The sequence below is a fragment of the Hymenobacter wooponensis genome, from assembly GCF_004745865.1.
GTDB classification, from domain to species: domain Bacteria; phylum Bacteroidota; class Bacteroidia; order Cytophagales; family Hymenobacteraceae; genus Hymenobacter; species Hymenobacter wooponensis.
The window spans coordinates 80,533-101,749 of the sequence record NZ_SRKZ01000001.1; the positions used below are offsets into that span (position 1 = coordinate 80,533).

General features: G+C 58.7%; 17 protein-coding genes. 14 read left to right on the top strand and 3 right to left on the bottom strand.

Annotation, left to right across the window (positions count from 1 at the left end):
* The first annotated feature begins 22 nt into the window (after positions 1-22).
* Positions 23-883, top strand: a complete 861-nt coding sequence (locus EU557_RS00290) for a sialate O-acetylesterase (protein WP_135528430.1) — start codon at positions 23-25, stop codon at positions 881-883.
* 3 nt (positions 884-886) lie between these two features.
* Here EU557_RS00290 and EU557_RS00295 read toward each other — a convergent pair whose 3' ends face one another.
* Both EU557_RS00295 and EU557_RS00300 read right to left on the bottom strand, forming a co-directional pair.
* On the bottom strand, positions 887-1,492 hold the full coding sequence (locus EU557_RS00295; RefSeq protein WP_135528431.1) for a DUF6134 family protein: 606 nt from the start codon (positions 1,490-1,492) through the stop codon (positions 887-889).
* Between the two features lie 112 nt (positions 1,493-1,604).
* Positions 1,605-2,405: a DUF547 domain-containing protein gene (locus tag EU557_RS00300; RefSeq protein WP_135528432.1), complete on the bottom strand. Its 801-nt coding sequence runs from the start codon at positions 2,403-2,405 to the stop codon at positions 1,605-1,607.
* 227 nt (positions 2,406-2,632) lie between these two features.
* Here EU557_RS00300 and EU557_RS00305 point away from each other — a divergent pair, with 227 nt between their 5' ends.
* The 3 genes from EU557_RS00305 to EU557_RS00315 are packed head-to-tail and all read left to right on the top strand — an operon-like array spanning position 2,633 to position 5,209.
* Positions 2,633-3,319 carry a TIGR04283 family arsenosugar biosynthesis glycosyltransferase gene (locus tag EU557_RS00305; protein WP_135528433.1) on the top strand — a complete coding sequence of 229 codons (687 nt, stop codon included), beginning with the start codon at positions 2,633-2,635 and terminating at the stop codon, positions 3,317-3,319.
* 5 nt (positions 3,320-3,324) lie between these two features.
* Positions 3,325-4,329 (top strand): NAD-dependent epimerase/dehydratase family protein, encoded by a 1,005-nt coding sequence (locus EU557_RS00310; RefSeq protein ID WP_135528434.1) that lies wholly within the window; start codon positions 3,325-3,327, stop codon positions 4,327-4,329.
* A complete protein-coding gene (locus EU557_RS00315; RefSeq protein ID WP_135528435.1) occupies positions 4,322-5,209 on the top strand; it encodes an SDR family oxidoreductase in 888 nt (295 codons plus the stop codon). The genes EU557_RS00310 and EU557_RS00315 overlap by 8 nt, the downstream gene beginning before the upstream one ends.
* A 35-nt stretch (positions 5,210-5,244) precedes the next feature.
* On the opposite strand, the gene EU557_RS00320 is transcribed toward EU557_RS00315, so the two are convergent.
* Positions 5,245-6,327, bottom strand: coding sequence for a LacI family DNA-binding transcriptional regulator (locus EU557_RS00320; RefSeq protein WP_167855037.1), 1,083 nt, complete (start codon positions 6,325-6,327; stop codon positions 5,245-5,247).
* Positions 6,328-6,716: 389 nt separating this feature from the next.
* Between EU557_RS00320 and EU557_RS00325 the strand changes: the two genes are divergently transcribed.
* From EU557_RS00325 to EU557_RS00370, 10 genes are all read left to right on the top strand, one after another.
* Positions 6,717-8,828: an alpha-L-arabinofuranosidase C-terminal domain-containing protein gene (locus tag EU557_RS00325; protein ID WP_135528437.1), complete on the top strand. Its 2,112-nt coding sequence runs from the start codon at positions 6,717-6,719 to the stop codon at positions 8,826-8,828.
* A 12-nt stretch (positions 8,829-8,840) separates the two neighbouring features.
* Positions 8,841-9,848 (top strand): glycoside hydrolase family 43 protein, encoded by a 1,008-nt coding sequence (locus tag EU557_RS00330; protein WP_135528438.1) that lies wholly within the window; start codon positions 8,841-8,843, stop codon positions 9,846-9,848.
* Between the two features lie 219 nt (positions 9,849-10,067).
* Entirely contained in the window at positions 10,068-11,063 is a 996-nt protein-coding gene (locus EU557_RS00335) for an arabinan endo-1,5-alpha-L-arabinosidase (protein WP_135528439.1), read from the top strand.
* A 245-nt stretch (positions 11,064-11,308) separates the two neighbouring features.
* A complete protein-coding gene (gene tkt, locus EU557_RS00340; RefSeq protein WP_281062592.1) occupies positions 11,309-13,324 on the top strand; it encodes a transketolase in 2,016 nt (671 codons plus the stop codon).
* Positions 13,325-13,624: 300 nt separating this feature from the next.
* A complete protein-coding gene (locus EU557_RS00345; RefSeq protein WP_135528441.1) occupies positions 13,625-14,788 on the top strand; it encodes an MFS transporter in 1,164 nt (387 codons plus the stop codon).
* 359 nt (positions 14,789-15,147) lie between these two features.
* Positions 15,148-15,720 carry an RNA polymerase sigma factor gene (locus EU557_RS00350; RefSeq protein WP_425351899.1) on the top strand — a complete coding sequence of 191 codons (573 nt, stop codon included), beginning with the start codon at positions 15,148-15,150 and terminating at the stop codon, positions 15,718-15,720.
* Entirely contained in the window at positions 15,695-16,627 is a 933-nt protein-coding gene (locus EU557_RS00355; RefSeq protein ID WP_135528442.1) for a zf-HC2 domain-containing protein, read from the top strand. Before EU557_RS00350 ends, EU557_RS00355 begins: the two co-directional genes overlap by 26 nt.
* Positions 16,575-17,474, top strand: coding sequence for a DUF4097 family beta strand repeat-containing protein (locus EU557_RS00360; protein WP_135528443.1), 900 nt, complete (start codon positions 16,575-16,577; stop codon positions 17,472-17,474). Before EU557_RS00355 ends, EU557_RS00360 begins: the two co-directional genes overlap by 53 nt.
* A complete protein-coding gene (locus tag EU557_RS00365) occupies positions 17,471-18,304 on the top strand; it encodes a DUF4097 family beta strand repeat-containing protein (RefSeq protein ID WP_135528444.1) in 834 nt (277 codons plus the stop codon). Before EU557_RS00360 ends, EU557_RS00365 begins: the two co-directional genes overlap by 4 nt.
* A gap of 334 nt (positions 18,305-18,638) precedes the next feature.
* Positions 18,639-21,191: a DUF5916 domain-containing protein gene (locus tag EU557_RS00370; protein ID WP_135528445.1), complete on the top strand. Its 2,553-nt coding sequence runs from the start codon at positions 18,639-18,641 to the stop codon at positions 21,189-21,191.
* The last annotated feature ends 26 nt before the right edge of the window (positions 21,192-21,217 follow it).

The window sequence follows — 21,217 nt, forward strand, 5'->3', positions numbered from 1 at the left end:
GTTCAACACCCGCCTTTACTGTATGAAGTATAAAGCGCTTACACTCTTGATTCTGTTAACCGTGCTGGCTACGCTGGTACGGGCACAGAATCTGGTGCCCGTAGCCCGCCACTTGAAGTCGCCGCCCGCGCGCAAGGAGAAGTTTCAATTGTACCTGCTGGTAGGCCAGTCGAACATGGCTGGGCGCGGCCGGGTTGAGGCCCAGGACACCGTGCCAAACCCGCGGGTGTTGCGGCTGAACAAGGCTGGGCAGTGGGAAGTAGCCCAAGATCCTATCCACTTCGATAAGCCAGTAGCCGGCGTGGGGCCCGGCCTGACGTTTGGGCGCGATATGGCGGCGCTAGATACCAGTGTGGTTATTGGCCTGATTCCGTGCGCCGTGGGGGGCTCAGGCATTGACGTGTGGCAGCCGGGGGCGTACTTCCCTGATACGCAGGTTAAGCCCTACGAAGAAGCCCTGGCACGCGCCCGCCACGCCATGCAGCAGGGCACACTGGCCGGCATCATTTGGCACCAGGGTGAGACTGATAGCACCCCTGAGAAAAGCGCAGCGTACCGAGAGAACTTGCGGGCTCTGATTGCCCGCTTTCGTCAGGAATTACAAGCGCCTGCCGTGCCTTTCGTGGCCGGGCAGTTGCCGGCATTTCAGCGCACCAAAACCGAACCTAACGGCAAACCGAAGCCCAACCCCAGTCTCAAACGCATCAACAAAGCCCTCGCCCAACTCCGGCACGACGTAGGCCACTACAGCTACATCAGCAGCAAAGGCACTCATGACCGCGGCGACCAGCTCCACTTTGATGCTGCCTCGGCCAGGTTGCTAGGCCACCGCTACGCGCAAGCCATGCACAAGCTGCAACGGGCGGCCAGCCCTAGCAAGTAGCCCTTACTTGGCACCAGCGTTTTTAGCCCCTTCCGCAGGCAGGAGCCGGATGATAAAGTTTTTCAGCGGGTTGGTTTTGACGATAGTAAGTAGGCGTCCGTTAGTGTAGTGATACTGGTCTTCGCGCCCATCGCGCACGGCCCGGTAGGTGTTGTGGCCCGTGGCGGTCAGCGTAAAATAGTCGCCAAAATACTCGGCGTAGGCTTTGGAGTGGCCTAGTGGCTCGCCAAAGAACATATCGGTTACGGTGTAAGTAATGGGCTGGCTTTCAGTGGCGCGGTGCTGATACTTATACTGGTTGGCTACGATGTCGTAATGGTCGCCTTTCCACTCAGTGCGGGAGGCAAAGTTGCCCTGGTTGGTGTGGGCCGCCACCGTAGACAACATCAGCTGCCCGTTCCGAACTTGGTTTACCACCTGGTAGTAAACCTTCAAGTGGTACACCAGAAAGTTGACCTGCACGTCGCTGGTGAGGGTGTACGTGATAGTGTTGCCCGCCTGGGCCTGGCGCGTAGCCGTCATGGTGCCCACCCGCAGGCCTGCAACTTCGATGGAATACCGGCGAGTGTCTACGGGGCTGTTTGCCTGCCCACGCGCGCAGAGGGGCATAACGCAACTCAGAAGCCCGGCTGCCAGCAAGGTCCGGTGTAGGTGGCCGCGCTGCATTTAGTGGCCTAGGGCAGTAGGTCCTTCCTGAGCTGACTGCTGGGCGGCGTGGGACTTACTGCGCATTGAGGTTCCAATTGTAGTCGAGGTACGTCACCTTGGCGTTGGGGTCCATTTTGGTGGTGGAGTACTTGTTCACCCAGCTTGCCACCGACTGTCCATTATCGGTCCAGTCGCCCTTATACCAGTCAAAATACTTTGAGAGCTGGGCTTCATTCTTCCCGACTTTGTTTTTACCCGGGTTGTTCAGGAAGTCGCGGCCCTGGTCGTCGAGTTGGCGGTCGAGCTGCTCGGCGGTGTAGGCCTCATTGCGCAGGCGCGGGCACGAGATAGACGCGCACACCAGAGCAAAATGAATGCGCGGGTCATTATACTTTTTGCGCAGCGTGCCGTGCTCAATCTCATCGAGGCTCATCTTAGCGCCCCCAATTGTAAAGAACTTCGCGGCCCAAGGCGTCGTCACGAAGGGAATTTTGATTTTAGAGCCAATATCCTTGATGCTTTGCACGGGGTAGTGGTCCAGAATCAGGCGGATGGTGTAGGCGTTGTAGGCGTTGATCCAGTAGGCCATCTGCTCCTGCTTGCTCCAGCTGGCTGCGGGCGGATTTTTGCTTAGCAGCTGCAGGTACTGGTTAAATTCCTTCTGGTTTGCTTTCAGCCCCTTATAATTCACCAGACCTTTCTCATTGACATACTTTTTCAGCAGCCGGTCGTAGCCCGAGTGGTCAACGGCCGTAGGTGCGGTTGCCGCCGGAGCAGATGTGGGGGCAGAAGCTGGCTCAGGAGAAGTAAATGCGGCCACGGCCGCCAGGGCCCCTAGGAATAGCGGTAAAGCGAAGAAGCGATTCAATTGCATGCGGAGAGTGTATGGGAGGATATACGGAGCCAAGCGGCCGGTAAGATTTATACGAGGTCAATCTATACTCCTCCATATTTTCGTAAGATGCAGAAATACTCGTTGTGGAGCTTCACAGCTAGTGGCCTAGCGTGAGTAAACAGGCCTACAAAATTGCGCTGCTGTTTGCCCCTGCAACTTTATCCATTATCCCTCGGCGCCCTCCCCCTTTCCTCTCCAAGTAGCTTATGCGTCTTAGCGTTATCATTCCCACGTACCAGGAGGCCGGCACCATTGCGCGGCTGGTGCGGGAGCTACGGCTGTATGCGGCTCATCACCCGGTCGAGATTTTGGTGGTAGATGCGCACAGCCCCGATAATACCGCCGCAGTCGCTCGCGAAGCCGGCGCTACCGTGCTGCTGGCTCCCAAACCAGGGCGTGCGGCGCAAATGAATTATGGGGCTGAGCACGCCACCGGCGACGTCCTGTACTTCGTGCACGCCGATGTGAGCATTCACCCCAACTTCTTTCAAAATATTCAGCAGGCCATAGCTGAAGGCCACGAAGCGGGCTGCTACCGGTTTCGGTTCGATTCCGCTCACCCCTTGCTGCGGATCAACAGCTTCGGCACCCGGTTTAAGGGCCTGATGAGCCGGGGCGGCGACCAAACGCTGTTTATCACCCGCTCGTTGTTTAGGCGGCTCGGGGGGTTTGATGAGCACTTCGTTATCATGGAGGACTTCGACATCATCGTTCGGATTCGCAAAGTAGCCTCCTTTAAAATCATCCCGGAAGATGTGCTGGTTTCAGCGCGCAAGTACGCAGCCAACAGCTGGCTGCGCGTGCAGATAGCCAACCTGACGGCCTTCTCCCTGTTCTTCCTGAAGGTGTCGCCGGTGCGCATTGCCCGCACCTACAAAGCCATGCTTAACTAACCCCGATGCCGCCCACCGTACTCGTTACCGGTGCCAATGGCTTTCTGGGCCGCCACATCATGGCCGAGCTACTGCGCCGTAACTACGGCGTTCGGGCCCTGTTGCGGCCAGCCAGTGTTGGCAGTACGGCGGTGCTGCCGCCTTTGTCGGAGCTACCCGTAGAGTGCTGGGAAGGCGATATTTGCCAGCCCGCTACCATTGCTGGCGCGGCCACTGGCTGTGCAGCCATCATTCATGTGGCGGCGCTGGCCCAGGTAAACCCAGCCCGAAACCCCGCCGTGTGGGCCGTGAATGATGCTGGGACCGAGCACATGCTGGCCCTGGCCCGTCAGGCCCAGGTTGAGCGATTTATATACGTGGGCACGGCCAACGTTTTCGGGTTTGGCAGCCGCCAGCACCCCGGCGACGAAACCCGCCCCTTCGCCGGTCACCGCTATGGCCTCGACTACATGGACAGCAAGGTAGCCGCCACGGCACGCGTGCTGCGGGCGGTGCGGGAGCGGCAGCTACCCGGCGTGCTGGTGCACCCCACCTTCATGCTGGGGCCCGGCGACGCTAAACCTACTTCCAACGCCCTACTACTAGAGCTGTACCGGGGCCGGGTGGCAGGCTACCCGGCGGGTGGAAAAAATTACGTGCACGTGCAGGACGTGGCCTACGCCACGGTGCAGGCCCTAACGCAGGGCCGCATTGGGGAGTCGTACATTCTAGGCCACCTTAATCTCAGCTACCGCGAGGCTTTTCGCCTTATTGCCGACACGCTGGACGTACAGCCTCCGCGCTGGCCCGTGCCGGCTCCACTGGCCCGCCTTGTAGGGGCCGCAAGCGACCTGCAGGCTACGCTCACCAAACGGCCAGCGCTGCTCAATTCGGCCATGACGGCCGTAGCCAACGATGGGCATTACTTCAGCTGCCAGAAAGCTCTCACGGAGCTAGACTTGCCCCAAACTCCTATTGAACACGCCATTGCGGAAGCCTTCGCCTGGTTTAAGGCCCACCACTATGTCTGATTTACACGTGCCTGATAGCTCTACCCTGTTGCAGCAGCCAACGAGGGCCAAGGCCACGGCGGCTCAGCCGGGGCACTTTGCCGGTAAAGTAGCCATTGTTACGGGCTCAGAGTCGGGCATTGGGCGTGAAACAGCGCGTGCACTGTGTGAGCAGGGCGCTAGCGTGGTGCTAAACGGCCGGAACCCCGTTCGCCTGGAGCAAACCTGCTCCTCGCTGCGGGAGGCAGGCTTCCTAGTAACCAGCTGCGTAGCCGACGTGACTGACTACGCCGACTGCCAACGACTCATAAGCACCGCCCTGCACGCTTTTGGGCAGCTAGATATCCTGGTTACAAATGCCAGCATTTCTATGCGGGCTTATTTCGCCGATATGGAGCCCGAGGTATTCCGACAGGTGCTCGACAGCAACGTGTACGGCTCGGTGTACCCGCTGAAAGCTGCCCTGCCGCACCTCATCCAAAGCCGGGGAAGCGTGACGTTTATTTCTTCAATTTCGGCGCTCAATGGCATGCCCAGTGGCTCGGCCTATTGCGCGGGAAAAGCGGCCCTTTCCAACCTAGCCCATACGTTGCGGCTAGAGTTGCTTGATACAGGCATTCACCTGGGGGTGGTGCACATTGGGTTCACCCAGAACGATGCCGATAAGCGCGTGCTAGATGCCACCGGCCAGCCCGTGCAGATTGCGCACCGGCCGCCGCGCTGGCAGAAAACACAGGTGCAGGTAGCGCACATTATCCTGCGCCATATTCGGCGGCGGCGACAGCGCACCGTTATTTCGGCCCTAGGCCACCTCATTCTGCTGGTACACACCTACCTGCCCCGCCTCGGCGATTGGGTGGTGCGCACCACTCTTCGCCGCATGCGTCATTTCTACGAATAGCCTGCAGAAAGGCGCCCTTTCGTTTGCGCTAACAATTAGGCAAGCTTGCTTGCTTTGGCGGCAGCTTCTACCAGGCGCTCCCCTTCTGGGTGGCGAACCAAGGAGTTACGCACGGAGGAGTTACGCACCGAGGAATTACGCACCAGCAACTCGGGGCGCAGTGCCACCTGGCGAGGCGCAAATGGGCGGCCATCGGCTTCAATCAATTCTAGCAGCAACCGTACGGCAGCCTGGCCCATTTCTTCACAACGCTGATCAATAGTAGTGATTGAGGGCTCCGTGACCACAGTAAATGTTTCGTTACTGAAGCCGGCAATGGCTACGTCTTGCGGCACGCGCAGCCCTTGGCGGTGCACCTCCTGCAGGGCTCCTAACGCGCCGTAGTCGCCGGCGGCAAATACTCCATCTGGCGGAATGGGGCTGGCAAGCAGGTCGCGCATGGCGTCAATGGCCTGGCTTTGTATCATGTCGGTGTACACAATCAGGCTTTCGTCTTCGGGTAGGCCTGCTTCCCGAAGCGCATCAAGGTAGCCCTGCCGCCGGTTTTTATAGATATTCAAGTGCTGCGGCCCCGCAATGTGGGCAATGCGGCGGCAGCCTTGTTCAATGAGATGGCGCGTAGAAACGTAGCCGCCTTCCTGATCATCGAGCACCACGGCATTTACGTTGTCGCCTTCCACAATGCGGTCGAAGAACACGAGCGGCATGCCGCGGCTGCGCAACTTCTCAAAATGCCGGAAGTCACGGGTGGTGCGCGATAAAGAGACCAGCACCCCGGCTACCTGAGCGCTGAGCAGGATATCTAGGTTGCGCCGCTCCTGGGCTACGTCTTCGTTTGATTGGCAGATAATAACATTGTACCCCGCTTTGCTGGCCGCCGACTCAATACCATGTACTACCGAGGGAAAGAAACGCCCTTCTATGTAGGGCACTACAATGCCCAGCAGCTGACTTTTGCCTTTGCGCAGAGCCGAGGCCAGGCGGTTGGGCTGGTAGTTGTACTTTTTGGCCAGCTTCAGCACCTTCTGCTTCATGGCCGGGCCAATACTATAATGGTCACTAAGCGCCCGCGAAATAGTAGTCATCGACACCCCTAGCTCCCGAGCTAGGTCGGCCATGGAGACGGGGATAGTAGTATTTGGTTCGGGAGCTTGCTTTTTTCGAGGCGCCATATTGCGGGATGCTGCACAATGCTTTGTGTAAAGATATAATTATCTGAGGTCAGAACGCAGTTTAGGCTATCAGGAGTTTGGTTTCCGGCTGTATTCTATCGTTTGCGGAGGTTTGGGTAGCAGAACCGTATGGGATAAAACTCGGCCTTTATTTTCTAAAAACAACCCACATATTCTGATTTTCTTTTTACTTTACACAATCGATTGTGTCGATCAAGCATAGGTATTGCCTCTCCTTCCCGGCTCCGTTACCTAAAAAATGACGCTGTCAGCATTATCGATGTACGATTTGTGCCTTTCTGATTTCGGTGTCATCCGCTCATTTCATCAACTACATGCCCACATCTTCTCCCACCCGCTTCACGCCGCTCGTTACTGGCCTAGCCTTTCTAGGCACACTGGGTTTAGGCTCTGCTTTTGCTCAGACTTCCCCTACCGCCGCTAACACCATTACCGTACAGGTAAACAAGCCCGGTGCCTCCATCCAGAAAACCATGTACGGCCTGTTCTTCGAGGACATCAACTTTGCCGCCGACGGCGGGCTGTACCCCGAGCTGGTCAAGAACAAGTCGTTTGAGTTGGATGAGCACCTCATTGGCTGGCGCGGCATTCGGGGCGCGGCGGCGCTTTCCACCTACACAGTATCGAGCCAGCAGCCCATCAGTGCTCAGAACAATCACTTCCTGCGCATGACGGCCACTACGGCCAGCCCCGATGCCGGTTTCATCAACGAAGGCTTCCGGGGTATGGGCGTGAAGCAGGGCGGCGAGTACACGTTCTCCGTGTACCTGCGGAAGGGCCCCGGCAGCGTGAGCGGCCTGAACGTAACGCTGGAGGAAGAAGGCCGCGGCGCTGGCGCTGGTCCCGAAGCCGGCCCCTCGGGCAAAGTACTGGCTCAAACTACCATTACGGGCCTCACGGGTGAGTGGAAGAAGTACACGGCGGTGTTAAAGTCGTCGGGCACGGCGCAACGGGCACGTCTCAAGCTGACCATGGAAGGAGCCGGCACCCTCGACCTCGATGTGGTATCACTGTTCCCAAAGGACACCTATAAGAACCGCGAGAATGGCCTGCGCACCGACTTGGTGCAACTGCTAAAGGACATGAACCCCGGCTTTCTGCGCTTCCCTGGCGGCTGCATTGTGGAGGGCCGTAACCTTACCGAGCGGTATCAGTGGAAAGAAACCATTGGCGACGTGGCCAGCCGCGTGCCGCTGGTAAACCGCTGGAACATGGAGTTCAAGCATCGCTCTACCCCCGACTACTACCAGTCGTTTGGCCTGGGCTTCTTTGAGTACTTCCAGCTTTCCGAAGACATTGGCGCCGAGCCCGTGCCGATTCTGAACGTGGGCATGGCCTGCCAGTTCAACTCCGCTGAGTTGGCCCCGGTTTCGGGGGTAGCAGCTAGCGGCCCGAATGCCGGTTCCTCGCACAACCACGAAGACGACGACCCGACGCTGGAAACCTTCATTCAGGATGCGCTGGATTTGATTGAGTTTGCCAACGGCCCCGCCAGCAGCCCCTGGGGCGCCAAGCGCGCGGCTATGGGCCACGCCGCACCCTTCAACCTAAAGTACATCGGCATTGGCAACGAGCAGTGGGGCCCCCAGTACCTGGAGCGCTACGAGCCGTTTATGAAAGCCATCAAGGCCAAGTACCCCAAGATGAACATCGTATCCAGCGCGGGCCCGAGCCCCGATGGGGAGCTGTTCAATAAGGCTACGCAGCGCCTGCGCGAGCTGAACGCCGAGGTGATTGACGAGCACTACTACGCCAAGCCGGAATGGTTCCGCCAGAACGTGGGCCGCTACGACAACTACCCCACCACGGGCTCCAAGATTTTCGCGGGCGAGTATGCCGCCCAAAGCGTAGCCATCGGTAGCCCCGACAACAAGAACAGCTGGGACTGCGCCATCTCGGAAGCAGCCTTCATGACTGGCCTAGAGCGCAACGCTGATAAGGTGGTAATGGCTTCCTACGCACCGCTGTTTGCCCACGTGGATGCCTGGCAGTGGACGCCCGATATGATCTGGTTCGACAACCTAAAGTCGTACGGCACGCCCAACTACTACGTGCAGAAGATGTACTCCACCAACCCTGGCACCACCATGCTGCCCGTGCAGCGCGGCGGCAATGCCAAGAATGGCGAAGACAACCTGTTTAGCAGCGCCACGGCCGACGACAAAACCGGCGAAATCATTGTGAAGCTGGTGAACTACTCCACGGCGGCACGCCCGGTTACCATCAACCTGCAGGGCGTGAAGAAGCTGGGTAAAGCCGGCAAAGCCACCGTGCTGGCCAGCAACGACCTGAACGCCGTGAATAGCTTGGAGCAACCCATGAACATTGCCCCCAAGGACGAGTCGTTCAAGGTAAAGTCCTCGAACGTTACTTATACGCTGGCCCCGAACTCGTTCACGGTGCTACGTATCCCCGGCAAGCGTTAATCAGCCGCAGCTATGACCATAAATTTCTCTCTGCTGCCCGCTACGCGCACCCTGCTGACTGGCCTAGCACTGGCGGTAACTGCACCTACCCTAGCGCCCACCGCGGCGCTGGGGCAGGCCCTGCCGGAACCCGTAGTGGGCAACCCCATCATAAAAGACAAGTACACCGCCGACCCCGCCGCTATGGTGTACAAAGGCACGGTGTACCTTTACACGGGGCATGATGAGGCGCCTGCCCGGCAGGAGCGCTACGTGATGAATGACTGGCTGTGCTACTCCTCCACCGACATGGTGAACTGGAAGGAGCACCCTTCGCCGCTGAGCGTGAAAGCATTTACCTGGGCCAAGGGCGACGCCTGGGCCTCGCAGGTGATTGAGCGCAACGGCAAGTTTTACTGGTACGTGGCGGTAGAGCACGGTTCGATTCCGGGTAAGTCTATTGGCGTAGCCGTGTCGGATAGCCCCACGGGGCCGTTCAAGGACGCCCGCGGCTCGGCCATCATCACCAATAACATGACCGAGAGTCCCATCTCTTGGGACGACATCGACCCAACCGTTTTCATCGACGACAAGGGACAGGCCTACCTCTACTGGGGCAACACCAACTGCTACTGGGCTAAGCTGAAACCCAACATGACGGAGCTGGATGGCCCCATCAACAAGGTTACCAACCTGCCGAAATTCACGGAAGCCCCCTGGATTCATAAGCACAATGGCTGGTACTACCTCAGCTACGCCTACCAGTTCCCGGAAAAGATTGCCTACGCTATGAGCCGCAGCATTGAGGGCCCATGGGAATTCAAGGGCATTCTGAACGAAGTGGCCGGCAACTCCAACACCAACCATCAGGCCATTATTGACTTCAAGGGGCAGTCGTACTTCATCTACCACAACGGTAGCATCCCGACCGATGGCGGCAGCTTCCGCCGCTCGGTCTGCATCGACCAGCTGTACTACAACAAGGACGGCACGATGAAGCGCGTCGTGATGACTACCGAAGGCATCAAGCCCGTCAAGTAGTGGCCTAGAACGATCTGCACTGAACGTCATGCTGAGCGGAGTCGAAGCATCTCTACTGCTTCGTTGCTATCTTCTGATTAGCCAGAGGTAGAGATGCTTCGACAAGCTCAGCATGACAGTTAGTTTAGTAACATCTGCATGCGAAATACCTTAATCAGCTAGGCATCACTTTCCATTAAGGTCTACCGAAATCTACCCACCCGTTTTACACAATCGTTTATGTGCTCTACCCTTCGGCGTATATTGGTGCTGGCGTTCCTGCTAGGCCACTTGGGCGCATCGGCCCAGACTTCCCCGGCGCTTATCGCGGCCCATGACCCCGTGATGGCGCAACAGAACGGCACTTATTACATGTTCTGCACTGGGCCGGGTATTGCGGTGTGGTCGTCGAAGGACCGGAAGAACTGGACGCGGGAGCAACCTATATTTGCTACCGCGCCCACTTGGGCTACGCAGGCGGTACCGGGTTTTAAAGGCAACCACATCTGGGCGCCTGACATTTCCTACCACAACGGGGTGTACTCGCTGTTCTACTCCATTTCGGCATTCGGAAAAAACACCTCCTGCATAGGCCTGGTCACCAACAAAACCCTCGACCCTAAGTCTAAGGACTTCAAATGGGTAGATCATGGGCGGGTGATTCAGTCGGTGCCGGGGCGCGACATGTGGAACGCCATCGACCCCAACCTGATCCGGGATGAAAAAGGCACTCCGTGGCTTTCCTTTGGCTCTTTCTGGGAAGGCATTAAGCTGGTCAAGCTCACGCCCGACTTAACAGCTCCAGCTCAGCCCGAGCAGTGGCGTACCATTGCCAAGCGCCCTCGCTCTCCCCAGCTCAACGACTCCCTGCCCGGCGACGGGGCCATTGAAGCGCCCTTCATTTTTAAGAAAGGCGACTATTACTACCTGTTTACTTCCTTCGACTACTGCTGCCGCGGCCCCCAGAGCACCTACAAGATTATGGTAGGCCGCGCGAAAAACGTGCAGGGTCCGTACGTAGACAAGGCGGGCAAAGCCCTCGACCAGGGCGGCGGAACCGAGGTGCTGGCCGGCGACAAAAACTGGTTTGGGCTGGGTCACAACTCGGTTTACACCTTCGACAAAGCCGATTACCTGGTGTTTCATGGCTACGATGCCGCCGACCAGGGCCGCTCTAAACTGCGCATTGAAAAGCTTGCCTGGGATGCCGCCGGCTGGCCGGTAGTACAGCCCTAGTCACCGCCAAGCGGCCTCGGTACGCTCAACAGATAGGGAGAAAACAGTGCTTTTTCTTCCTTTCCAGCCTGGAAGGAGTGCCTCTCCTACCGGCACCGATTTCGGTATCGTTTCCGGTCCTTTTTCTCGTATACAGCCAATTTGAAAGATGGCCTACCGCTTTCTGAAGCCGTAGCTTAGCATCTTTCCCACCTTTTTTATAACGACTCGTGACTAAGCCGAATCCTTCTCTCGCTGAATTGAGTGTGAATACCATCCGCCTGCTATCGGTGGATATGGTACAGGCCGCTAACTCGGGCCATCCGGGTCTGCCCATGGGCGCCGCACCGATGGCGTACGTGCTGTTCTCACGCTTCCTGCGCTTCAACCCCCAAGACCCCGCCTGGCCGAACCGCGACCGGTTTGTGCTGTCGGCTGGTCACGGCTCGGCGCTGCTCTACAGCTTGCTGCACCTCTACGGCTACGACTTGTCGCTTGACGACGTGAAGAGCTTCCGACAGCTGCACTCCAAAACGCCCGGCCACCCCGAGTCGAACCTGACGCCCGGCGTGGAGGTAACAACGGGTCCGTTAGGCCAGGGCTTCGCCAACGGCGTGGGCATGGCCATGGCCGAGGCGCACCTGGGGGCGGTCTACAACAAGCCCGGCCACGAGCTGATGGACCACTACACTTACTCTATTGTGAGTGATGGGGACCTGATGGAGGGCATTGCCTCGGAAGCCGCTTCTTTGGCGGGCCACCTCAAGCTTGGCAAGCTCATCTACCTCTACGACGACAACGACATCAGCCTCGACGGGCCGACCAGCCTGGCCTACACCGAGGATGCCCTGGCTCGCTTTGAGGCCTACGGCTGGCACACCCAGCGCGTGATGGACGGCAACGACCTCGACGGCATTGAGGCCGCCATTAAAGCGGCTCAACAGGAAACCGAGCGGCCTTCCATCATCTCGGTGAAGACCATTATTGGCTACGGTAGCCCGCAGGAAGGCACCAGCAAAGTCCACGGCTCCCCCCTCGGCCCCGACAATGTCAAGAAGGCCAAGGAGTTCTTCGGCTTCGACCCCGAGGCCACGTTTGTAATACCGGAAGAAGTGCGCACCCACCTGGCCGAGGCCGGGCAGCGCGGCGCGCAGCTTCAGGCTGAATGGCAGCAGAAATCAGAGGCGTACCAGCAGGAGTTTGGAACGGAGTGGGAACTGTTCCGGGCTTCGTTTGCGGGAGAGCTCCCCGCAGGCTGGGACGCCTCGCTGCCCGTTTTCACGCCCGCCGATGGGGCCATGGCTACCCGCCAGGCATCCGGCAAGGCGCTTACCGCGCTTAAGAAAAGCGTACCCTTCATGTTTGGGGGCTCCGCCGACCTGGCCAGCTCCAACGAGATGCCCACCGGCGGCGACGCCAGCTTCCAGCCCGGCGCCTACGAGCACAACAACATCTGGTTTGGAGTACGTGAGCACGCCATGGGCGCGGCCATGAACGGCATGGCCCAACACGGCGGCGTGCGCACCTATGGCGGCACCTTCCTCACCTTCTCCGACTACATGCGCGGCGCCATCCGCCTCACGGCCTTGGCCGAGTCGGCCGCTACGTTCGTGTTCACCCACGACAGCATTGGCCTGGGAGAAGATGGCCCCACCCACCAGCCGGTGGAGCAGGTAGCCGCCCTGCGCACCATCCCGAACATTGTAGTAATTCGACCGGCCGACGCAAACGAGACTGTGGAAGCCTGGCGCATTGCCCTGACCACGCCAAAGTCGCCGGTAGTACTGATTCTTTCGCGCCAGAAGCTGCCCACGCTCGATCAGGAGAAGTACGGCTCTGCCCGCGAAGGCGTAGCCAAAGGCGGCTACATCCTCAGCGAAGCCGAGGGCGGCAAGCCCCAGCTGATTCTGCTGGCTACCGGCTCGGAAGTATCCTTGGTGATGCAGGCCCAGGAGCAACTGCAACAGCAGGGCGTGCCTACCCGCGTGGTGAGCCTGCCCTCCTGGGAGCTATTCGAGAAGCAGGATAAGGCCTACCAGCAGCAGGTACTTCCCTCCGATGTGCGCAAGCGCGTAGCCGTGGAAGCTGGCTCGCCCATGGGCTGGCACAAGTACGTGACCGACGAGGGCACCGTTATTGCCATGAACCGCTTCGGCGAGTCGGGCCCCGGCGAGGCCGTAATGGCATACTTCGGCTTCACGGTAGAAAACGTAGTGAAGCAGGCCAATTGGGTGCTGCAAGGCCAACCAGCCGATATTGAGAAGAAGGAAGTCCTGTCGTAGGCCAGTAGAACGTCATGTCGAGCTTGCCGAGACATCTCGCGTGCTGACGTTGTTTTAGTACTTCGCACGTCATCCTGACGTAGGAAGGATCTTGTCACGATAGAACGACTGGGCCTAGCACATCGTGCTGACGTGGTATGGTCCTTCGCAAGCTCAGGATGACGTGCTGTTGTAATAAGTTAGCATGGCAACGTCAGCACGCGAGATGTCTCGGCAAGCTCGACATGACGTTTTTCATTGACACAGATAAAATCAGCGGGGAGCCACAAGATGGCTCCCCGTTTTATTTACCGCATTTCTATGGCTGAAATTACGCCTGCCCAGCGGCGCGTAGCCGTTAGTGCCCTGTTCTTTGTGGCGGGGCTGTGCTTTGCCTCCTGGGCCTCCCGCATCCCAGATATTCGCCTGAAGCTCGGGCTCAGTGAAGGTGAGCTAGGCCAGTTGCTGCTGGCGTTGCCGGTGGGCTCCATGCTGGCGCTGCCCGTGGCGGGGTGGCTGGTGCATAACTACGGCAGCCGGGTGGTAGTGCTGCTAGCTACCAGCTTGTACGCCATCTTTCTGCCCCTGCTGGGGTGGGCGCCGGGGTTCTGGAGCTTGGCGGCCAGCCTCGTGCTGTTCGGATTTGCCGGCAACCTGCTCAATATTTCCGTCAACACCCAGGCCATTGGCGTGCAACAGGCCTACGGCAAACCCATCATGGGGTCATTTCACGGGCTATGGAGCTTGGCTGGCTTCCTGGGCGGCGCGCTGGGCACCTTGCTGATCCGGTGGCAGCAAACCCCGCTCTGGCATTTCCTGCTGGTAATGGCGCTAGGCCTGTTGCTCACCGTACTGGCTCACCAACGCACCCTACCCCAGGATACCGGCACCGAGGCCGGCGGCTCCGGTCTGCGCCGCCCCGAGCCCTACTTGCTGCGCATCGGGCTGATTGCGTTCTGCGGGATGCTCTGCGAGGGCTGCATGTTCGACTGGAGTGGCGTGTACTTCCAGAAAGTAGTGCGCCCCGATGCCACACTAGTTACGGCCGGCTACGTGGCCTGCATGAGCACCATGGCCTTCGGCCGCTTCATCTCCGATTACTTCACCCACCGCTTCGGTACCAACCGCATGTTGCAAATCAGCAGCGCCCTCATTGCGCTAGGCCTGCTCACGGCCGTAGTGTGGCCGGCATTTGTGCCGTCGGTGGTGGGGTTCCTGCTGGTAGGGTTTGGTATTGCTTCCGTTACGCCCCTGGCCTACAGCGCCGCCGGGCAATCCACCACCGTCTCGCCGGGCGTGGCGCTGGCCATGGTATCCACCATCGGCTACTTCGGCTTTCTGCTGGGCCCGCCCCTGATTGGCTTCATTGCCGAGGTTTCCAGCTTGCGCGTTTCGTTTGCGCTGGTAGCGGGCCTGGGCGCGGCTATTGGGGCGCTGGCCGCACTCCCCGCTCCCACCGCAAAGCCAGCTAAACAAGTGGCCTAGCGCCTATTCGTTTTACATTTCCTGATCGAAGCTGCCGCTTCAGTTTACGCCAATTTTCGCGTGAGCTGAAGCGGCAGTTTGCTTTCAGTGCCAGACTAGATCCATGTTCTCAAACGTGGACCCCACCCCCGGCCCCTCCCCTCCGGGAGAGGGGTGCCAGACGACCTGAATTAAAATAGTAGGACAACACGAGTTGCACTTTGCCTCCAGAACGCACCCCTCTCCCGGAGGGGAGGGGACGGGGGTGGGGTCAGCCAGCAAAATGAAATCAAAAAAATATTTCACCAGAACCTGTAACCTTACCCAAAAGGCGAAGTTTCCACCGCCGAATACGCTCCCACACCTCACCGACCAACCGCTTGAACTCGCTCACTGATAATTCGCTCATGCTGCAAGTGAAGGCCGGCCAGGTCGACAAGATGGGCCTGCTGTTCGAGCGCTACCATCGGCCGTTGTTTGCGTTTTTCTACCACTCAAACGGTAACGCCACGGCCAGTGAGGATCTGGTGCAGAACGTATTCTACCGGATGCTGAAATACCGCCACACCTTCACCGGGGAAGGCGAGTTCAGAACCTGGATGTACCACTTGGCGCGCAACGTGCTAGCCGACGCCGCCAAGAAAGACAAACCCTCGCTCCACCACAAAGACGTGGCCGACTTAGCCGAGAAGATTGCCGGAGGCACCCCCGCCGATGGCAGTCTTCAGAAGTCGCAGGATGTGGAGCTGCTCCACCGGGCCATGGCCCGGCTAAGCCCCGACCAACGGGAAGTGCTCGTGCTGAGCCGCTTTCAGGAGCTGAAATACGAGCAGATAGCACAGCTGCTCGACACCACGGTAGGAGCCGTAAAGGTGCGCGCGCACCGGGCCCTCTGCCAACTCAAGGATATTTATTTGAAACTGGAAAATGGAAGCAAAGTTCGTGAACTGTGAGGGTGTGCAAGAGGAGCTGATGGATTGGTTGGCGGGCACTTTACCAGAAGCCCAACGCCAAGCCGTAGAAGCTCACTTAACCCAATGCCCGGGTTGCCAGCAGGAGCTGGCCACCGTGCGGGCCCTCTGGACCAACATGGGCGAGCTGCCCGTGCCCGACCCCAGCGAGCAGATGCGCCCCCGCTTCTACTCCATGCTGGCCGAGTTTCAGGTGGAAGAGCAGCGCAAGCAACGCTGGTCGGTGAGTGGCCTGCTGGAGCGGGTACGCGAGTGGTGGCAGCCCGCCTACGGGGTGCGCCTGGCCTACAGCCTCGCCCTGCTGATTGTAGGCTTGGTAGCAGGTTACGGATTGAAAGGCCGCCCGGAGACGTCCGAGCTGGCCGTGCAACAACCCGCCGCTGGTATGCCCGCCGCCTCTGAGGATGACGTGCATCAGACCAACGTGTTGGCCCTGCTGAACAACCCCTCGGCCGTGCAGCGCCTGCGGGCAGTGAGCTACGCTGAGGAAGTGGCACCCTCTAATGAGCGGGTGGTAGCTGCCCTGCTCAGCACCCTTAACCAAGACCCGAATGTGAACGTGCGTCTCGCTTCGCTAGAAGTGTTGGCAGGTCTCAGCCAAGACCCTATGGTGCGCCAAGGCCTCGTTCGCTCCCTTCCCCTGCAGGAGTCGCCCCTGGTACAATCGGCGCTGGCCGATGTGATGGTGCGCTTGCAGGAGCGCCGCTCGGTGCGCCCCCTGCGCAAGTTGCTCCAGCAGGACAACCTGAATGAGCAGGTGAAAGATAAAATCGAGCAAAGCATTGAGTCCTTGTCGAATGGCCAGGCTCCCCAACCTTCTACTCCCTCGACCTACCATGAAACGCCCCCTCCTACTCAGCCTGATCTGGGCCCTTCTGTGGCTGCCTAGCTGCTTCCTACACGCCCAGAACCGCGAGGCCACCGAGAAAATCAACAAAGAATTCACGCTCACGGGTAGCGCCGGCAGCAGCACGCTGGCCCTCTACAACATCTTCGGCTCCGTAACGGTGCAGGGCTACAGCGGCAAGACCGTAGTGGTAGAAATCACCAAGACCATTAAAGCCCCCAGCGCCGACTTGCTGGAGCAGGGCAAGAAAGAAGCCCAGCCTGGTTTTGAGCAGCATGGCGACAGCGTTCTGCTGTACGTAGCCGGCCCCCAAGACTCTAGGCCTAACCGCGACCGGCAGCGGAATGGCCGCTTCCAGGACAACTGGAACAACAACAATGAGCGCCCTCACTACACCTATCAGTTTGATTTTGTAGTGAAAGTGCCGGCCGGTATGGAAGTGCGCGCTTCCACCGTGAACGGGGGCAAAATGCTGGTGCAGGATGTAACCGGCCCGCTGCAAGCCCGCAATGTGAACGGCCCCGTTACCATCAAAAACGCCCAGCAGGCCACCGTGGCGCACACCGTGAATGGTGACGTAGACGTGACCTACGCCGTGGCGCCTACTAAGGCAGCCTCTTACCACACCATCAACGGCAACATTCTGGTGAGTTACCCCGCCAACGTATCCGGCGACTTGTACTTCAAGAGCATGCACGGGGAGATGTTCACCGATTTCCCGAAAGCCGAAGTACTCCCGGCCCGCGTGACGCAAAACCAGCAGGCCGACGGAAAGAATACCAAATACAAACTCAGCAAAGAGACGGCCGTGCGCCTGGGCAAGGGCGGAACCGATTTCCGCTTCGAAACCATCAACGGAAACGTCACCATCAAACAGCAACCCCGATGAACAAGCTCCTGTATAGAACCCTACTGACCCTACTCGCTTTGGCGTGGGTCCGGCCCACCGTGGCGCAACAAGCCGGTAAAGAACAACTCACCGTAGCCCTGAGCTCACCCGGCAAGCCCGGCACGCTCCACCTGAAACTGGTGGGCGGCTCCATTAAGGTAGAAGGCACCACCGGCAAGGAAGTGGTAATTGATGTAACCAACCGCGAAGGTCGGCGCGCCTCCAGCTCCTCCGATGAGCCCGGCCCCAATGGCATGCGCCGCATTTCCCGAGTGAATGGCCTCGACGTGACGGCTCAGGAAAAGGACAACCATGTGTACATCAAAACGCAGTCGTGGCAGAACCCGGTTGACTTCGTGATTAAGGTACCCCGGCAGTTTTCCCTCCAGATTGGCACCGTAAACGACGGTAACATCTCGGTGCAAAACGTGGCTGGCGAGCTAGAAATTTCCAACGTCAATGGCTCTATTCGGCTGGATGACGTGGCGGGCTCGGCAGTACTGAACACCGTAAATGGTGATATCATCACTGATTTCAAAGACATCACCAGCGGCGTGCCCATGGCCTTCTCCAGCGTGAATGGCAAGATTGACGTTAGCCTGCCGGCCAAAGCCAAGGCCAATATGAAGTTGAAATCAGACCGCGGCGAAATCTACAGCGACTTCGACCTGGCCGTGGACAACAACGCGCCCAAAGTAACCCGCACCGCCAAAGATGGTACCTACCGCGTGAGCGTGGATAGCTGGACCAGCGGTAAGATCAACGGTGGCGGCGCGGAGTTTATGATGAAAACCCTCAACGGCAACATCTACATCAGGAAGGCGAAGTGAGTGAAGCCGCCTGCGGGGCCTCTAGCTGCAACTGGAGGCCCCACTTTTTTCAAGGGCAGATTATTCTGATATCCTATTTATAAAACTCTACTAAGCTCAAGTAAGCTGAAGCTTTTTACAGGCCAGCGCTTCACTCTACTTCGTGGCTAGGCCAGTCAGAACAGCATATTTCGCTTAGGTTCTCTGCCGGCTGTAACGAATAGCCTTTTAGCAAGTACTCCCCCAGCTTCCGGACTTAAACCCGTAGCGCGGCTTTGCCGCTGCCAGCCCTCGTCTTGCCCAAACTTTCGGGTTTCACATCCCCCTTGATCTTACTTCCCACTCCACTAGGCCTATGTATCCCACCTCTATTCTGCGTTTTACCTTGGTACTGCTTGGGCTTGTCGGTGGCCTAGGAGTAGCCCAAGCTCAGGCACCAGCGCCTACTACGGCCGCTTCCGCCCCTGCCCCAAAGCGCCAGCTCCAGACCTTACGTATCACCGAACCCATTAAGCTGGATGGCTTACTCGATGAGGCCGTGTGGCAGCAAGCGCCCGTTGCCACAGGCTTTACGCAGCAGCGCCCCAACCCCGGTGTGCCGGAAAAGCAGAAAACAGAGGTGCGCGTGCTCTACGATGATGCCAGCCTCTACATCGGGGCCATCATGCACGATGTCTCCCCCGACTCCATCCCACGGGAGTTAACGGCGCGCGACAACACGGGCAACTCCGATTTCTTCGGCATCTTCCTCGACACCTACAACGACCACCTGAATGGCTACGGCTTCATCGTGACCAGCAGCGGCGTGCAGCTCGATTCGCGCTACTCCCCTGCTGGCGGCGAAGACTTCAACTGGAACGCCGTGTGGGAAAGTAGCACCACGTTGCAGGGCACCGATTGGGTAGCAGAAATGCGCATTCCGTACTCGGCTATCCGTTTCAGCAACGCCCAGGAACAGCTTTGGGGCCTCAACTTCATGCGCCAGCGCAAGCGCGACAACGCCTCTTATTTCTGGAATGAGGTGAAGCCCGCCGCCAACGGTTTCGTGAACCAATGGGGCGAGCTGCGCGGTGTGCGCGACATCAAGCCGCCGTTGCGTCTCTCGCTCACGCCCTACGTGAGCAGCTACGTAAACCACAACCCGTTGAACGCGGAGGGCACGCGCCGCACTACCACCAGCTTCAACGGCGGTGCCGATATCAAGTGGGGCATCAATGAAAGCTTCACCCTTGATGCTACCCTGGTTCCGGATTTCGGGCAGGTGCAGAGCGACAATCAAGTGCTCAACCTCTCTCCCTTCGAAGTGCAGTTCAACGAAAACCGCCAGTTTTTCACAGAGGGCACCGAGCTGTTTAATAAGGGCAATCTGTTTTACTCGCGCCGGGTGGGTGCCACGCCCATCGGCTTCTACGGCGTGAAGGCGGGCGCCACAGAGAAGGTTATTCGCAACCCCGCCGAAACCCGTCTGCTCAACGCCACCAAAGTATCGGGCCGCACCAAGAGGGGCCTAGGCATCGGGTTTTTCAACGCGCTCAGCAATGATGTGTACGCCATGCTGCGCGACACCGAAACCGGCCAGGAGCGCGAGGTAAAAACGCAGCCGTTCAGCAACTACAACATCATGGTGCTGGACCAGTCGCTGAAGAACAACTCCTATGTCTCACTCATTAACACCAACGTAACCCGCGCCGGCAGTACCTACGACGCCAACGTAACGGGCGGCTTGTTTCGCTTCGCCAACAAGAAGAATGCCTACGCCGTGGATGGCAGCCTGATCTACTCGCGCCGCCGCGGCACCGCCTTCGGCTCCGATAGGCCCATCGACGACCAGGATGGCTACAAGTACACGCTGGGCGTAGGCAAAATCAGCGGCAACTTCACCTGGGGCCTGAACCACGGCATTGAGTCGGCTTCCTACAACCCCAATGACTTGGGCATTTTGTTCGGCAACAACAACATCACGCAGTCCTTGGACGTGGCCTACCGCAAGTACAAGCCCTTCTGGAAGGTCAATAACATGTCCTTCTTCGCGCAGGCCAGCCACTCGTTGCTGTACAGGCCTACGCTCTACCAAAAGATGAGCTTCTACCACGGCTTCAATACCACCTTCACCAAGAGCTTCCTGCAAATTGGCTACGACTTCGACACAAACCCCATCACGCATGACTTCTACGAGCCGCGCACGTTTCCGCTAGGCCAGTACTACGTGCGCGTACCCGGCAACACGGGCCTTGTGCTGTTCGCTAATGCCGATACCCGCAAGAAATTTTCGTACGGCTGGAATGTCGGCCAGCGCGTGTACGCCCTTGATGATCGGCTGCCCCGTGCCCGCCGGATGCAGTACAGCGCCGGCCTCTACCCCCGCTACCGCGTCAACGACCACCTCACCTTCCGCTATAGCCTCGACTGGAGCCTGGCTAAGAACCAGATCGGCTACGTGAACGGCGGCATGAGCACCAGCGAGCCGCTCGATGAGCCCTTCCTAGGCCAGGTCATCCTCGGCCGCCGCGACGTAGCCACCGTTTCCAATGTGGTGTCCATGGCCTACACATTCACCAATCGCATGTCGTTTACGCTGCGCACGCGCCACTACACCAGCAACGTCCGCTACGCCGACTTCTCCCAGCTCGGCCCCAACGGCGAGGAGAAACTAGTGGCCTACCAGCGCAACCGCGACAACACTTACAACGCATTCAACGTGGACGCGGTGTATTCATGGTGGTTCGCGCCCGGCTCGCAAGTGAGCATCGTGTGGAAGAATGCCGGCTCCACCTACCTGCTGGCCGAGCAAGCCACGCCCCTCTATTTTGACAACTTCAACAACACCATCAACACTCCCCACAATAATTCCCTCTCCGTGAAGGTACTCTACTACCTCGACTATCTGAGCTTCAGGAAAAAGCGGTAGCCATTAGGCATCCTGCTTACTGGCCT

Coding starts and splice junctions, on each gene's coding strand:
- EU557_RS00365 (WP_135528444.1), top strand. CDS start 17,471: ATGAACAAGCTCCTGTATAGAACCCTACTGACCCTACTCGCTTTGGCG.
- EU557_RS00290 (WP_135528430.1), top strand. CDS start 23: ATGAAGTATAAAGCGCTTACACTCTTGATTCTGTTAACCGTGCTGGCT.
- EU557_RS00360 (WP_135528443.1), top strand. CDS start 16,575: ATGAAACGCCCCCTCCTACTCAGCCTGATCTGGGCCCTTCTGTGGCTG.
- EU557_RS00330 (WP_135528438.1), top strand. CDS start 8,841: ATGACCATAAATTTCTCTCTGCTGCCCGCTACGCGCACCCTGCTGACT.
- EU557_RS00370 (WP_135528445.1), top strand. CDS start 18,639: ATGTATCCCACCTCTATTCTGCGTTTTACCTTGGTACTGCTTGGGCTT.
- EU557_RS00355 (WP_135528442.1), top strand. CDS start 15,695: ATGGAAGCAAAGTTCGTGAACTGTGAGGGTGTGCAAGAGGAGCTGATG.
- EU557_RS00335 (WP_135528439.1), top strand. CDS start 10,068: ATGTGCTCTACCCTTCGGCGTATATTGGTGCTGGCGTTCCTGCTAGGC.
- EU557_RS00295 (WP_135528431.1), bottom strand. CDS start 1,492: ATGCCCCTCTGCGCGCGTGGGCAGGCAAACAGCCCCGTAGACACTCGC.
- EU557_RS00315 (WP_135528435.1), top strand. CDS start 4,322: ATGTCTGATTTACACGTGCCTGATAGCTCTACCCTGTTGCAGCAGCCA.
- EU557_RS00310 (WP_135528434.1), top strand. CDS start 3,325: ATGCCGCCCACCGTACTCGTTACCGGTGCCAATGGCTTTCTGGGCCGC.
- EU557_RS00325 (WP_135528437.1), top strand. CDS start 6,717: ATGCCCACATCTTCTCCCACCCGCTTCACGCCGCTCGTTACTGGCCTA.
- EU557_RS00305 (WP_135528433.1), top strand. CDS start 2,633: ATGCGTCTTAGCGTTATCATTCCCACGTACCAGGAGGCCGGCACCATT.
- EU557_RS00300 (WP_135528432.1), bottom strand. CDS start 2,405: ATGCAATTGAATCGCTTCTTCGCTTTACCGCTATTCCTAGGGGCCCTG.
- EU557_RS00320 (WP_167855037.1), bottom strand. CDS start 6,327: ATGGCCGACCTAGCTCGGGAGCTAGGGGTGTCGATGACTACTATTTCG.
- EU557_RS00345 (WP_135528441.1), top strand. CDS start 13,625: ATGGCTGAAATTACGCCTGCCCAGCGGCGCGTAGCCGTTAGTGCCCTG.